Below are 14,686 nucleotides of genomic sequence, written 5' to 3' on the forward strand. Positions count from 1 at the left end.
TTTGCGAAAAATTAATCTTATTCATTTCTCTTTATCCTTTCTTAAGATAAATACGAAAAAAACGCTTATTCAAGGGAGAAGTTCTATTGATTCCGTCTGATATTTTTCAATTTTTCTTTTCCTTTTTATAGAAATCCAAGATCTCATTTCCTACTTCTAATAACCGTTCAGAGGTCAAATGGGTCCGTTGGATCAAATAGAACTGACGAGATTCAGCTAAAGGTTCAACGTGTATCCCTTTTGGTACTGCTCGTTTGGATAATATGGATCGTCCGATTCCTTCTTTCAACATCGCCACAATGACTTCATTACTTTTTACAAGCATTTTCTTCCCTTGGATATTCTTTTCTTCAAAATAACGTTGTGTGTAATGGAACACACCTGAAGAAGATTCTCTGACTAGCCATAGCTCACTCTTAGGATCACCTGCAACGACCAACGCATCTTCAAGTAAAGAAAAGCGTTGTACGCCGGTTGTTTCTAAAGGTTTTTCGATAAAACCAAAATCAGCTTCATGTTTTGCCACTTGCTCCAAACTCTCATGAGAATTCGCAAAAGCAATCGAAAACTTGATTTTTGGAAAACGCACGATCAACTCTTTCATCAATTGAGGCAATAAATACACAGCAAATGTATGGGAAGCGACGATCCGGCACACTTCTTCTTCATTTTTTTCATCCGCTAATTGTTGTTGTGTTGTTTCCCATTCTTCCAATAAAACCAATGTTCGTTCATAAAGCAAATCCGCTTGTTTTGTCGGTTTCATCTCTTGTCGTCCATTGCGTTGGAAAAGTTCAACTCCAAGATCCCGCTCCAATTGTTTGATTTGATTGGACACCGCAGGTTGAGACAAATAGAGTAATTCAGCGGTTCGCGAAAAATTTCTTGTTTCATAAACGACACGAAAGGTTGTTAATAACTTAAACATCTAACCACTTCCATTATCTTTTTTTATAGTAACTATAATAACTATTTGATTTAAATATATCAAAAAGACTCTATAATGAAAAGTGTAAGGAACAGGTTGTGGACCTTCAGTTACACACACCTCACAACCTTCCAGACAGCTTACTGCAACGATAAGGAGAAGCATCCATGCGATTTGTTTTTTCCCATTGAAAAACTTTACTATTCTTCGTAACAAGCAGTTTTCATCGTTGGCTACTTATCGTTGCAACGAGTCTGTCCTTTATTATCAATAAAAAGGAGAGTAATGTATGAAGCATTTCTTGAAGATTGTTCCGATCCCGATTTGTGGGTTGATCCTTGGATTGACTTCTTTAGGGAATCTTTTAAAAGACTATCATTTGACGCATTTAGGAAATTTTGTAGGTGCGATCGGTATGCTTTTGATGCTGTTGATCATCGGCAAACTGATCCTTTTATTTGAACACACGAAGCAACATCTATATGATCCAATCGTCGCTTCCGTCTCGCCGACCTTTACGATGTCTTTGATGGTCATCTGTACGTATTTTGTTTCTTTCAAATCAATTGCGCCAATTGTTAAATTGATTTGGCTAGCCGCAGTGATCTTCCAAATCATCTTGGTTCTGTACTTTAATTACCATCATGTAGTTAAAGCAGACTTGTCAATAGAAGCAATTTTTCCAAGCTGGTTTATCGTGTATGTTGGTTTTGGTGTCATCACAGTAACTGCTGGAAACTTTTCTCCGATCCTTGGAAAGATTTTCTTCTGGCTTTCGTTAGCTTGTTATGTAGTACTACTACCAATCATCATCCATCGAATTTTCTTTGTCAAAAATATGGCGCAACCAACCTTACCATTGATTGCGATTCTTGCAGCACCTGGTTCTTTGTGCCTGACAGGGTACTTAAAAAACTTTGAAGACCCAAATTTGGCCTTAGTCATGACGTTGTTCCTTGTTTCGCAAGTACTTTACTTTATCGTTTTAGCCATGTTACCACGTCTGTTATTGCTTGATTTTTATCCAAGCTTTGCAGCCTTTACTTTCCCATTGGTGATCTCTGCTACAGCAATCTCTACTGCCACTGCTTATTTCCATCAATTAGGGTTTGCTACAGGGATCTTAGATGGATTGAAAGTCATCGAGTGTTTGATTGCCTGTGGCATGATCGCTTACGTCTTAGGACACTATGCCATCTACTTGATCAAAGAACATAGTCAGCATAAACATCACCTTTCAAAGGGATTGATAGAATAGACTTCACCTTCTGTCTTTTTCGTTTAGTAAAAAGGCAGAAGTTTTTTTTGTATTCACGAAGAAACAAATAAATGATACTATATTTTAGAAAAACTTTTTCTTAAATGAAAGGAAAGAATCAGATGAATGCTTTATTCACTTATATAAAAACGCTGAAAAAATTTGGTGGCCGAAAAATCTTACCCGGACTACTACTCGCCTTTTCCGTCGCAGTCATTAGTCGGCTATTGGCACCCTTCGTCCCACAACTCGGTGCAGGAACCATTGCGATTTTACTTGGCATCGTTTTAGGAAACACATTGTTTAAACAACCTGAACTTGCGGTGGGCACCAAATTTGCCGAAAGTAAACTATTAGAATGTTCCGTTTTCTTGCTTGGTGCAACTGTGACGATCCAAACGATTGCACGGATTGGTATCAAAGGTGTAACTTTCGTGTTACTCCAAATGACTGTCACGATTCTTGGTGCCTATTTTATCGGTAAAAAACTATTGTTCAGCGATACATTTTCCTTGATGATGGCAGGTGGAAACGCCATTTGCGGTTCTTCAGCCATTGCTTCGATTGCTCCAGTGATCCATGCAGATGAAGAAGAAAAGGGCCAAGTCATTACCTTGGTCAATCTTTTAGGAACAGTGATGATGTTGACACTTCCCTTTTTAGGTCTCCAACTCTTTGGTGATCAACTGATCGAAAAAAGTGCGCTTATAGGTGGTACTTTACAATCCGTTGGACAAGTGGTTGCTGGAGCAAGTCTATTAGATGCTTCAGTCGTGCAATTTGCAATGCTGTTTAAAATCATGCGGATCATGATGCTTGTGGTCGTGGTATTCCTCTTTGAAAAATTTATGACAAAAAAACAGCCGGCCGTCTCGTCTACGTATACGCCAAAAAACCACAAACGAAAAATGCCACTTCCTTGGTACGTTTTAGGCTTCTTGATCGTGTGTTTAATCAACAGCTTCTTCACCATTCCCCATGTGATCGATCAAAGCGCTAGTTTTATTAGTGGTTGGTTTGAGGTCACTGCATTAGCCGCGATTGGCTTACGTTTGGATTTTGCAAAGTTCATGAAAGAAGGAAAACGATTCTTGACGTATGGATTGACTGTGGGACTTTTACAAACGATCATGGCTTTATTCTTTATTTGGTTGATCAAACTATAAGTAAAAATAAGCACCAACATCTCGGAAAGATCTTCTATTTCGAGGTGTTGGTGCTTATTTATCTGTATTGTCAGCTAGTAGTACAGCCTAATGAGCTAAAATATTTTCAAGCACTAATAGTTGCCGTTTGATCACTAACCCATTTTCAGCTTTCCCCATATACCCAGTCAATTGTCCATTTTGCCCAATCACTCGGTGACAAGGAATAACGATTGGTAGAGGATTCAAACGATTGGCTTGACCAATCGCACGAGCTGCCTTTGGTTGTCCGATTGCCTGTGCCACTTGTTTATATGTGCGACTTTGTCCATAAGGGATTCTTGTGAGCACTCGCCAAACCTTTTGTTGAAAGGCTGTTCCTCTTTGGAAAGATAAAGGTACATCAAAAACGTGTCTTTCACCTGAAAAATATTCTTCCAGCTGTTGTTTTGCCAAGGATAAAATCTGAGCATTTGCTTCTTCATTTTCAGAAATTCGTTCAAAAGAGACAGCTGTTAATCCTTTTTGATCGGCATCAAGCCATAAAGGACCGATTGGTGTTTCAATTTTCATTTTTGTCCGCCTTCCTCATCACTTATTTTATTTATCATCTATGATTCTTCGAAAAAAATCAACCTAAAAGTTTATTTAATGACATAGAGATGGTACACTGTATACGGCACTTATAATAAAGATAATTATCTTATATCATTGTTATTTAAACATACTTTTATTTATACTAGTTATAGGAGAAAACATGCTTGAAAGGAACGAAAACATGAAAATATCAATTGTTATCCCTTGTTTTAATGAAGAAAAAACTGTCCCACTTTTTTTTGATGAAGTCGAAAAATTTCGTGGCGATTACGAGTTCGAGTATCTTTTTATCGATGATGGGTCAAGTGATGGTACATTGGCTGCCATCAAAAAATTAGCGAATGTACATGAATCCGTTCGTTTTGTCGCTTTTTCACGAAATTTCGGAAAAGAAGCCGCACTATATGCCGGCCTGCAAGCCTCTACAGGAGACTTAGTCACTGTCATGGACGTCGATTTACAAGATCCACCTGAATTATTACCAGTGATGATCGATAAAGTCATCAACTCCGATATTGATTGTATCGGTACACGCCGTTCTACTCGTGAAGGTGAACCAGCTATCCGTAGTTTCTTTGCGAAGAAATTTTACCAATTGATCAATAAAATCAGTGATACTGAAATGGTTGACGGTGCAAGAGATTATCGCATGATGACTCGCCAAATGGTGGATGCGGTCTTAGAATTAGCGGAATACAATCGCTTTTCAAAAGGACTATTCAGTTGGGTAGGATTCAAAACAGAGTATCTCTCATTTGAAAATCGCGAACGCGTTGCCGGTGAGACGTCTTGGTCATTTTGGAAATTATTCAACTATTCAATCGATGGGATCGTCAATTTTTCTGACACGCCATTGAACATCGCCTCATTTGTGGGCGCATTATCATGTATCGGTTCAGGAATCGCTATCTTATTTATTATTTTACGTGCGTTATTATTTGGTGATCCAACATCCGGCTGGCCTTCACTCGTCTCAATCGTCCTATTCATCGGTGGAATCCAACTTCTTTCTCTTGGTATCATTGGGAAATATATCGGGAAAATCTTCCTAGAAACGAAAAAACGCCCAGTCTATATCGTCAGGGAAACTGAAAAACAAAAAGCCCACCAAATTGGTGAGCAAACAGACAAATAATCAATGAATAAAGCTATCCTTTAAAATTAGAGGGTAGCTTTTTCTTTTATGATAGCCAGTTAAAATAACTCTCATTATAAAAAGTTATTTTAGCTGATTGCGTTTTATCTATCCATTCATTGCGTATACTTATAGATGATAATGTTTCTATCTGTTAATTATATCTGATAGCATTTTTAAGCTACATAAATACTAAAGGGGGCAATACCATGTATCATTACTTAGACATACTTAATTTCGGTATTCTAGGTCTTATGTTAATCTCACTTGTATCTTTGATATTAATCAGTAATCGAATAGAATTATTTAAACAATACATATATTCAAAAAAAATTTTCTCTGCAGCTTCTGATGAAACAGAAATATATATTCGTATGTTAAAAAAAAGTAATCAATACATTTTTTTGACTTCAATTTCATTTATCCTTTCAAATGTGCTAGTTTCAAAGAACATCTTGAATCTTTCTACCTTTTTTTTAATTTTAGGAATCTTCTTCTTGTTGTTGAGTTTAACTACATGTTTCTACTCTAAAGAGAGCATTAGCCAAGGATATCTGGTTATAGCTAAAAATAAATCATATTTGATATACTACTTTAATAATCAAAAACAGAAAGATATGATTTTATCTTGGCAAAATAAAATGATTACGTCACTTTATCTCACTCTATTCTTTTATATGTTACTCTTGATCTCAACTTTACTGATGAAAACAATATAGTAATATTTCTTTTATTGATGGCTCTGGCGTTTTTTTACGATAGATATCATTTTTTTACTTATAGTTACTTTGTACTTTGACCCTAATCAATAATTATAAGCGATTGAGGTTTATATCCATAAAAAACAGTTATTTATGGGATTATTTTTTTCATAGGATACATAATGACTTGATGTTCTTTCACTTCCTCGCTGAATAAAAACAATTTATCTGCTTCGATCCTGTACTTATGATCTTTGATCACATTCACATGGTTCACACTTGCTGGATCTGGCTCTAAATAGAAGTTATCTTGAGTAACAGAATATATTCCAGCATACTCTATCAGCCCAGACAGGTTGATTCGCTGTACTTCACCTGATTCATTGAAGATCAAGATACCTCCACCCTCCAGTTTCCAAGAATACCTGGTCAAGAGATCTTGTAACTGGTCGTGGGAGATATCGCTTTTTATTTTTAATTTCTGATATGCTTCATCGAGTTTTCCCGGACCAGGAAAGGCTTTTTTATATTCCTCGAATGTCAACTCGTCTGAATCAGTTATTTCCTGTAAAGAAGTACTTTCTATTGTTTCCTCCATGCTGTCTCTTGTTTGAGATTGTCCTGTACTTGATTCGTTACTACAACCAGTAATTAGTAATACAAACAACAAGATAGATACTATCCGTTTCTTCATTCTAGTTTATTCACTCTCCTATCTTTCAAAAAAAATAAAAAGGATTACCACATGATTTGTTGAACATACGCGAATAATTGGTATGGCCACCATTTAATATAAGTACCAAGCTTGACTATCGCTACTCACATATCTTTCTTCCCGTAAAATATAGATGCATTTGAAATCCAATTGAAGCCTTCATTAGTGACTGTTCCTTGACCGGTTAAATGGTCATTATCAAGAACAAATAAATCAATCAGTGGTTGCTCCGCTAAATTAGGTTTTTTTACACTAATTAAAGTTCCATCTCCGGAATACTGTTTTTCTATTGGAAATTTGTATTCATCTAAATTATCTTTTTTTATTTCCTCTATGTTTCTGATTGTTACTTCTGAATCAAAGTCGATCGTATCCACGATCAAATAATTGGTCATGATGGAATCAGCGAAACCTTCAAGCTTAAGAATAATTCCTGTTGCTTCATCGATCCATGCTTTAAAAGTTTGAGCGTTTACTTTTGACCCAAATTCCTCTGGATACTCTCCTTCAAGAAAAACAACGTCCCTTCCCAGTAGCTTTTCTGTCCGAATGATTTCCCAATTATTATAGAGAGAAAAAAGTTGGGCACCATAAAATTGTGAAAAGACAGCATCTGCTGACATAGATAGCGGTAAAACAGAATCTCGTTGATTCAAAACCGTTTCTCCTAAACCATTTTTTGTTAATCGGCTTTCAATTGATTTCCCCTTATTGGCTCGATCAGTATCAACAGTATATTGACTTACAAAGTAATCATTTTCTTTAAAATTTACATCAACTAAATTTTTATTCTTAGACTTATCATAGATGATTGCTTTTTGCTCACCTATTCCTTTATTTTCAAATACCTCAACAAATTCTTCATCCAGAATTCCTTTAGAAAAGTCCATTTTTGCTTGTACTTGGTACTCCCTGTCAGATAAATTTCCATATTTTTCTCTAAAGGATATACTTACCTTATCGTAAAAATCGACTGAATTAACTACCTTATTAGCAATTTCCCTTTCTCGCTCGCTCATTAGATTGATTTCTTGTGCAGAGACGGCATCACCCAACGTTACTATTCCAAACACCCCAACGAAAAATAGAATTTTTTTCATTTTGATTTCTCCTTAATCTAGACTTACGATGCATTGCCTAGCATGTTTGTATTTTTTATTTCAGAGGATAGCTTCACCAATAGAATAGAGTATCCAAATGCAATCTAGCTTGTTATTGGGCATATTTATATAAATAAAAATATGTGATGTTAGTTATTTAAAATTTATCTGTTCTCCGTTCATTTTCGCTCATTTATTTTACTTTTATGTAAACACACTACCTAGTACCAGTATAAAAAAATGATGGCTTTTGATACTTATATAGAAATTTCTCACTCATATTAACTAAATCAAAAAAATGCCAATGGTTTTCGAATTTTTCTCACTTTAAGGTGCGAATCATGATGCGGCACAAAAAGACTTGTTAATGAAATGAAAAAGAGCTCACTTCTGTTTCTGTCGTTTATTCGGTTTTAAGTTGAAAGACACAAGTTAATTTTTGCTTTTGTTTCAGATAAACCAATCATTCTAAAATTTCTCTTTACATCGTTTGACAAAGAATCCAACTTATTTATACAACCAATGTAAAAAAGACTATAAACAAAACTCTAGCTTTAAGAGTTTGTCTACAGTCTAAGACTCATGCTAGATCATATAAAGACAAATTAGTATGAACCAAATAATTGTCACCAATCGTTGTTAGTTGGAAGAATTCCTCAATATTCTTTATTTTACGATTTCTAAACGATCAATACTCAGGGTATCAACCCCAATTTCGGACGAAATCATGATTTCCTGCTCTCCCTTTGGTAATTTCATACGGACTTGTAGCGGTTGATAATATTCGGAAGGATACACATCCACCAACTGACTTGCTTGTTTCGTTTCGATCTTGATCCGGATTGGTTCATTCATGATAAGAGGATCGTTCGTTTTGACATAGACAATCACTAGAGATTCAGTTGCTTTCTCGATCTGTGGGGTAAAAATGATTTTGTCAGTAATTGATTCAAATCCTTGTACGACTTTCTTAGAGAGTGCCGCATCATCCTCGACAATCGCTAAATCACCTTCAAGCAACGCACGACTGGCTGGTAATCTCATCCGATTCGGCTCAGCTTTTGGCAACGATTGAACGCGCCAGTCATCCAAGGGAGGTTCCAGTAGGATCTTATCCTCTTGATCCCAACCAAACTTTTGCAAGCGGATCGAACGTTCCCAGCCCGAATGATCCCATCGAGCAGCATGATAAATCAACCAGTCTTCAGAGCCATCTTTTGATTTAGCAAATCCATTATGCCCGGGTCCATAGACAGTGTTTGTCTGTTGGAAAATTGGCTCTGGTTTCTTTTGCCAATTGGCTTTTTCTAGCGGATCATCAGCTACATCTAGGGTCATAAGACCTAGCGCATAATCGTTGTCCCAGCTCCCACTCGCAGAATATACTAAATTGACTGTCTTATCTTTGATGATCACTTGAGGGGCTTCATTGATCAATGGCGTTTGACGCATTTCCCATTCATATTCTGGTTTTGAGATAAGCCGTTTTTCACCAACTACTTCCGTAGGAGAAACCATTTCCGCTAAATAAAGATTTTGAGCAATATTTTCATATCCTTCCCAACCAGACCAAAGAAAATAGCGTTTGTCACTTATCTCTAAGACGGTGCCATCAATCGCAAATCTATCATCCATTCCTTTGATCTCTTCCAATTGCCAGTCACCCATATATGGATCTGTTTGATGATTAACTAATGCAAACATTCGGTGGGTTTCTGAAGGGCGATTCGCTGCAAAATACATCACCCAATGGTCATCTAAGTAATGAAGCTCCGGCGCCCAGATGCTTTCAAATTCTTCTGGCATTTCCCAGATGATCTTTTTTTCACCGGTTGCTACGAAAGAGAGGTTTTCAGCACGCCATAGCGTTAAATTATTCCCAGTCGTTTTGGTATAATAAAAGTAAGACTCCGTTTGCAAGATCCAAGGATCCGCTCCATCATTATCGATAATAGAAGTAAAATCGGACACTTCTTCCCCCGCATCAGTTCCAGCCCCACAACCTGTTATCACAAGTGCAGCAAACAGGACACTTACACTACTGAGCCAAACCACTGATTTTCCCATCAGACATCGCCCCTTTCCACAACAATCGGATTATTCCACCTGCGTTGGATGGAACTGATCATTGATTTCTTTAATAGCTGCTAAATCAACTTTCGGTTGTCGGTCATAAGTCAGTAATCCATTGATTTCTTGCTCGACATCTGTCAATTGGGTATAGCAATACCCCCAAAGTCCGACAGAATCATAAACAGCCGTCATTATCCGCTGATAATCCTTCAAGAAATCTTGTTTATTCTCCACTGAGGTATAACCCCAACCTGGTTGCCCAGAAACATCAAAGCCAATACCGCCAAACTCGGTTAATAAAATAGGCTGATCCTGATAAGAAAATCCTCCAGCGAAAATCGGCCATGGTGTTGATACTCGATTCACCAATTTTTCTCTCGTGCTAAGACTGTCTTTAAAGTACAGATATTTTTGTCGTTCGGATTCTTGGCCATGAGCATAATTATGGATCGCACAAATATCTGTCTCCGTCATCGCCCAACCATCATTTGAAATAACCAATCGTTGCTGGTCTAGTGAATGGATAAAGTGATACATTGCTTGAGAAAAATGCTGTTGTTGGCGATCAAAAGAGATTTTTGGTACGCCCCAGCTCTCGTTGATCGGTACCCAAGTGACGATCGAAGGATGGCTATAGTCACGACTAATGATCTCTGCCCACTCCTGCATCAAGCGCGTCACAGAAAGGTCGGTATAAATCGCCGGTGCTGCACACTCGCCCCAAACCAGAAATCCCAATTTATCTGCCCAGTATAAAAAGCGCGGATCTTCTGTTTTTTGGTGTTTACGACAACCGTTAAAACCCATTTCTTTTGCTAATAAGATATCTTGTTTAAATGCCTCATCCGTAGGGGCAGTCAACAAGCCATTAGGCCAATAGCCTTGATCGAGAACCAACTTCTGATAGTAAGGTTTGTTATTTAAGTAGATCATGCCATTTTTTGTCTGTATTTTACGCATACCAAAATAACTTTTTAATTGATCGATCGCATTTCCCGCTTCTGTAAGAGTAAATTCCACATCGAATAATTGCGGATTTTCGGGTGTCCAAGACCAGCCCTCGTGATGAAAATTGGTCCGAAAAATTTGTTGTTGAAAAATATCGACTGCAAAACTTAACTTAGAAGTCACAAACTCTGCAGCCCCACTGATGACTAAAGCACCTTTAAAATAGATTTGATATTCTAACACTAATTGTGGCTTTAACTGATTCAATTCAACATCGATCATCACGGCGCCAGCATCAAAATCACTAGTAAATTTCACTTGTTGCAAGTGGGTCGTAGCAACTACTTCTAGCCAGACCGGCTGCCAGATCCCCGTTGAGTTTGTGTACCAGATCCCTGCTGATTCTTCTTCCCAAAATTGTTTCCCACGTGGGATGCTTTCATCAAAATGCGGATCGAATGCTCGCACACTTAGTATCTGCTCTTCTCCCGCCACAAGAGCATCCGTAATGTCGATATCAAAAGAGGTGTGCCCTCCGCAATGATTTTTCACATGATGTCCATTGACAAATACATCTGCCTCATAGTCCACTGCACCAAAATGCAAAAGGACACGACTTTCTTCAGGAACCTGTACATTGAAGGTCCGATAATACCATACAACATCATGAACTTCTCGCTGATCAATGCCACTTAATGCACTTTGATAGACAAAAGGAACATTGATCTTGTAAGCATAATTTGCTTCATTTGTGTACCACTTTTCTTTCAAACCAAGATTTTGGTCATCAAAGACAAATTGCCATTCACCATTTAGGCTTAACCAATTCCCTCTCTCAAATTGCGGTCTCGGGTATTCTTCTCTAATCATATTTCCTCCAAAAAAACAAATTATTTTATACCACTTTGCAACGACATCGACGCCATAAAGCTCTTTTGCGCCACCAAATACAATAAAAAGGTAGGGATCAACGCCAAGATTGCACCAGCAGTTCCAATTCCTGGATAGGTCATGTATTGACCTTGCAGCAATTGCAACCCCGGTGTGATCGGTAATTTATCAATGTCGTTGATCACAATCGAAGGCCACAAGAAGTCATTCCATGAGCCAGTAAAACTAAACAATGCAACCACAGTCAATACAGGTTTGATCAGCGGTAAAATGATATAATAAAAAATTTGAAACTCATTTGCCCCATCGATCACAGCCGATTCATCCAATTCTTTGGGAATTCCTAAAATGAACTGTCGAACGAGGAAAATGTTATAAACACCTGCTGCTCCAGGTACGATGACTGCTAGAAATGTATTTGTCCAACCTAGAGTATCAACGATTTTGAAATTCGGGATCAAATTGACCACTCCGGGAAACATCATGGTTCCTAACAATAAAGCAAAAATAAAATCTCTTCCCTTAAAGGTGAGTCGTGTATAGCCATAGGCCGCAAACGAGACGATCACCATAACTAATAGGGTATGTGAAGTTGAAATAATCATGGAATTCACAAACCAGCGGAACACAGGAGAAGAATCATTGCCTTGTAACAAGCTCAAAAAGTTAGCAAGTGTCCAATCTTGTGGAATCAAACTGAACCCAACCTTTTGAATCTCTGCCTCTGATTTAAATGAGGTGAAAATCGCCCATATCAAAGGAAAGATCCAAATGACGCACACGATTGCTAGTAAAATAAAGGCAATCCTTTTCCCTAGTTTGTTTTCTCGCATCTTCTTCCCTCCTATCTTTCCATTTTTTTGATGACCAGAAATTGCACAATCGAAACTGCCATGATCACAAAACCTAATAGAATGGCCATCGCTGAAGAAATACCTGCAACCGAGGTGCTACTACCAAAGGCATTTTCTTGGATATACATCATCAACACCCGAGTGGAATTATTGGGTCCGCCTCCTGTCAACATTAGTGGCTGACCATAGATATTAAACTGAGCGATGGTCGTCATGACCGTTGTAAAGATGAGTTGGTTGCGAATACTAGGTAAAGAAATACGGAAAAATTTAGTAACACTATTCGCACCATCTAATTCCGCTGCTTCTAACTGTTCTTTTGAGACGCCATTTAATGCAGCCACATAAATAATCAGATTCCCACCTAATGTCCACCAAATCGTCACGATCAAAATAGCGATCCAAGCCCATGGTTGAGTGCCCACAAAATTGATATCGATACCGAATACTTCTTTGATCGGTCCAAATGATTTACTCAAAAGAAATCCCCAAATGATCATGACCGCAGAGATTGCAAATAATGTTGGCAAATAAAGAATCGATTGAAAAAAACGCATCCATTTTGGTTTAGTAGACAACGCAACTGCTAACAATAAAGGGATCGCGATACATAGTGGAACTGAGATTGCCGCAAAAAACAGCGTATTTTTCATTCCATTAAAAAATTGCGTATGATATAACGAGTCTTGATCAAATAAAATCGTTTTAAAATTATCAAATCCGATAAAAACCGGCGTACTGAACAAATCCCATTCAGTAAAAGAAACATAAATCCCAATAACTGCAGGAACTAAAAAGAATAAAAGAAAAAGGAGCATATGCGGACCAATAAAAACGACTGGCCAGGCATTTAATCTTTTTTTCATCAATACACATCCTTCTCTGTATTTCTAGTCAACCCTTCAACAAGAAACGACTGTGACAGCATTTTAGCCTACCCATCAGAATTCCTAGCCCATCAAAAAACCGACTGAATTCTTTTTACGGTCACCCTTCCTTCTGCCACAGTCTCCAAGTGAAAATATTATTTCATCTTTTCTTCTACGACTTTTTGGATCTCACCAAAAGTTGTTTGGATATCTGCTTTTCCTGTGATCATATCCCATGAACGATTATCATATTCACTAAAAATGTAAGATAAGCCATCCACCGTGTTGACAGAAATTGCCGCTTGTCCTTTTTCTGTTTTCAACAAGAATGATTGTGGCATCTCCACATATTCTTCATTGTCTAGCATTGCTAAGGAAGTTGGATTTGCGCCTGATTTGACCCACTCTAGTTGGTTTGCTTGTAACCAAGTGAGAAAGTCGATCATACCACTTTTCTTTTCATCCGAACGTTCTTCGCTCGTTTTAAGCATCGCAAACTGATCGACGCCTGAACCTTGAACGATATGTTCAGCATCCCATTGCGGAGTAAATGTCTGACCCCAAGTGAAGTCACTTATTCCTTCCATATTACTTAACATCCATGTTCCTTCTGGAAGAAAAATCAGCTGTTGATTTGCAAAAAGTTTGTTTGCATCTTCGCCATCTGGGACCATATAGCCGGCATCATATAGCGTTTTAAACTCTTGGACGGCATTGTAAGAAATATCATTATCGATAGTGATGTTTCCTTGTGCATCTTGCCATTCTCCACCCATTTGCTGGTAAAGATTAGAATAATTTTGCATGCCCCATGTATAGCCAAAACTATAAATACCATCTGCTTTTGCTTTTTCCCCAGCCTGTCTGATTTCTTCATATGTCACTACGCCATCATCCAATGCTCCTGGAACATATTTATCCACCAAATCTTGGTTGTAATACATCACCCACGAACCCATCGTTGCTGGAATCCCATATTGACTATCCTCCACCACACCAGTGTCCCAAGCAGCTTCTACATAATTTCCACGTGTCAATTCAGTTCCTTCGATCATGTCATCCCAAGTCTCAAGCATCTCTTGGTTCTTATACGTGGGTAAAGCTTCCGATGCAATCAAAGCTAAATCTGGGACGCCTTTGCCAGATTTTCCAGCAGTCGTCAACTTCGAAGTAAAGGTGTCACCTTGCATACTAACTAACTTTACTTTAAAGTCTGGATTTGTTTTATTGTATTGATCAACCGTTTTTTGGATTTTTTCACCGTCCGGTCCCGTCGTCGAAGACCAAAGCAAAATTTCCGAATCATTGCTTGAACTATTACTTCCACCACAAGCAGCTAACAACACCGTACATAATAAGCTTGTTCCTACTAAAACAATTAATTTTTTTACTTTCAATTTCCACACCCCTTTATTTAACTAAAAAGTAAAATGATACCTGATTATCAATAAACATAATTGTTAGACTATCGT

Annotated in this window: 12 protein-coding genes; 3 read left to right on the forward strand and 9 right to left on the reverse strand. The window is 37.8% G+C overall.

Annotated elements, in window-relative coordinates:
* Positions 1–106: 106 nt before the first annotated feature.
* Positions 107–928 carry a LysR family transcriptional regulator gene (locus IGJ19_RS11530; protein ID WP_071866908.1) on the reverse strand — a complete coding sequence of 274 codons (822 nt, stop codon included), beginning with the start codon at positions 926–928 and terminating at the stop codon, positions 107–109.
* 289 nt (positions 929–1,217) lie between these two features.
* Between IGJ19_RS11530 and IGJ19_RS11535 the strand changes: the two genes are divergently transcribed.
* The gene (locus IGJ19_RS11535) at positions 1,218–2,186 is read left to right on the forward strand and encodes a TDT family transporter (RefSeq protein WP_019723785.1); all 969 of its coding nucleotides are present in this window, start codon (positions 1,218–1,220) and stop codon (positions 2,184–2,186) included.
* Positions 2,187–2,308: 122 nt separating this feature from the next.
* Positions 2,309–3,352, forward strand: a complete 1,044-nt coding sequence (locus tag IGJ19_RS11540) for a YeiH family protein (RefSeq protein ID WP_430604076.1) — start codon at positions 2,309–2,311, stop codon at positions 3,350–3,352.
* A gap of 87 nt (positions 3,353–3,439) precedes the next feature.
* On the opposite strand, the gene IGJ19_RS11545 is transcribed toward IGJ19_RS11540, so the two are convergent.
* Positions 3,440–3,904: a methylated-DNA--[protein]-cysteine S-methyltransferase gene (locus IGJ19_RS11545; RefSeq protein ID WP_010734626.1), complete on the reverse strand. Its 465-nt coding sequence runs from the start codon at positions 3,902–3,904 to the stop codon at positions 3,440–3,442.
* A 205-nt stretch (positions 3,905–4,109) separates the two neighbouring features.
* Between IGJ19_RS11545 and IGJ19_RS11550 the strand changes: the two genes are divergently transcribed.
* On the forward strand, positions 4,110–5,063 hold the full coding sequence (locus IGJ19_RS11550) for a glycosyltransferase family 2 protein (protein ID WP_071866942.1): 954 nt from the start codon (positions 4,110–4,112) through the stop codon (positions 5,061–5,063).
* 852 nt (positions 5,064–5,915) lie between these two features.
* Here IGJ19_RS11550 and IGJ19_RS11555 read toward each other — a convergent pair.
* The 7 genes from IGJ19_RS11555 to IGJ19_RS11585 all read right to left on the reverse strand — a co-directional run bounded on the left by IGJ19_RS11555 (position 5,916) and on the right by IGJ19_RS11585 (position 14,611).
* On the reverse strand, positions 5,916–6,458 hold the full coding sequence (locus IGJ19_RS11555) for a hypothetical protein (RefSeq protein ID WP_074799431.1): 543 nt from the start codon (positions 6,456–6,458) through the stop codon (positions 5,916–5,918).
* A gap of 125 nt (positions 6,459–6,583) precedes the next feature.
* Positions 6,584–7,579, reverse strand: coding sequence for a hypothetical protein (locus tag IGJ19_RS11560; RefSeq protein ID WP_430604079.1), 996 nt, complete (start codon positions 7,577–7,579; stop codon positions 6,584–6,586).
* Between the two features lie 666 nt (positions 7,580–8,245).
* Positions 8,246–9,646, reverse strand: coding sequence for a glycoside hydrolase family 43 protein (locus IGJ19_RS11565; protein WP_430604081.1), 1,401 nt, complete (start codon positions 9,644–9,646; stop codon positions 8,246–8,248).
* Positions 9,647–9,676: 30 nt separating this feature from the next.
* A complete protein-coding gene (locus IGJ19_RS11570) occupies positions 9,677–11,470 on the reverse strand; it encodes a glycoside hydrolase family 2 protein (protein WP_430604083.1) in 1,794 nt (597 codons plus the stop codon).
* Between the two features lie 20 nt (positions 11,471–11,490).
* Entirely contained in the window at positions 11,491–12,324 is an 834-nt protein-coding gene (locus tag IGJ19_RS11575) for a carbohydrate ABC transporter permease (protein ID WP_115358211.1), read from the reverse strand.
* Positions 12,325–12,335: 11 nt separating this feature from the next.
* On the reverse strand, positions 12,336–13,211 hold the full coding sequence (locus IGJ19_RS11580; protein WP_071866899.1) for a carbohydrate ABC transporter permease: 876 nt from the start codon (positions 13,209–13,211) through the stop codon (positions 12,336–12,338).
* Between the two features lie 158 nt (positions 13,212–13,369).
* Positions 13,370–14,611, reverse strand: a complete 1,242-nt coding sequence (locus IGJ19_RS11585; RefSeq protein WP_272018011.1) for an ABC transporter substrate-binding protein — start codon at positions 14,609–14,611, stop codon at positions 13,370–13,372.
* Between the last annotated feature and the right edge of the window lie 75 nt (positions 14,612–14,686).

It is taken from the genome of Enterococcus sp. DIV1368b (assembly GCF_050529595.1).
GTDB lineage: Bacteria > Bacillota > Bacilli > Lactobacillales > Enterococcaceae > Enterococcus_B > Enterococcus_B mundtii.

Excerpts from the sequence above, each read along its gene's own strand:
- IGJ19_RS11530 (WP_071866908.1), bottom strand. The coding sequence starts at position 928 with ATGTTTAAGTTATTAACAACCTTTCGTGTCGTTTATGAAACAAGAAAT.
- IGJ19_RS11535 (WP_019723785.1), top strand. The coding sequence starts at position 1,218 with ATGAAGCATTTCTTGAAGATTGTTCCGATCCCGATTTGTGGGTTGATC.
- IGJ19_RS11540 (WP_430604076.1), top strand. The coding sequence starts at position 2,309 with ATGAATGCTTTATTCACTTATATAAAAACGCTGAAAAAATTTGGTGGC.
- IGJ19_RS11545 (WP_010734626.1), bottom strand. The coding sequence starts at position 3,904 with ATGAAAATTGAAACACCAATCGGTCCTTTATGGCTTGATGCCGATCAA.
- IGJ19_RS11550 (WP_071866942.1), top strand. The coding sequence starts at position 4,110 with ATGAAAATATCAATTGTTATCCCTTGTTTTAATGAAGAAAAAACTGTC.
- IGJ19_RS11555 (WP_074799431.1), bottom strand. The coding sequence starts at position 6,458 with ATGAAGAAACGGATAGTATCTATCTTGTTGTTTGTATTACTAATTACT.
- IGJ19_RS11560 (WP_430604079.1), bottom strand. The coding sequence starts at position 7,579 with ATGAAAAAAATTCTATTTTTCGTTGGGGTGTTTGGAATAGTAACGTTG.
- IGJ19_RS11565 (WP_430604081.1), bottom strand. The coding sequence starts at position 9,646 with ATGGGAAAATCAGTGGTTTGGCTCAGTAGTGTAAGTGTCCTGTTTGCT.
- IGJ19_RS11570 (WP_430604083.1), bottom strand. The coding sequence starts at position 11,470 with ATGATTAGAGAAGAATACCCGAGACCGCAATTTGAGAGAGGGAATTGG.
- IGJ19_RS11575 (WP_115358211.1), bottom strand. The coding sequence starts at position 12,324 with ATGCGAGAAAACAAACTAGGGAAAAGGATTGCCTTTATTTTACTAGCA.
- IGJ19_RS11580 (WP_071866899.1), bottom strand. The coding sequence starts at position 13,211 with ATGAAAAAAAGATTAAATGCCTGGCCAGTCGTTTTTATTGGTCCGCAT.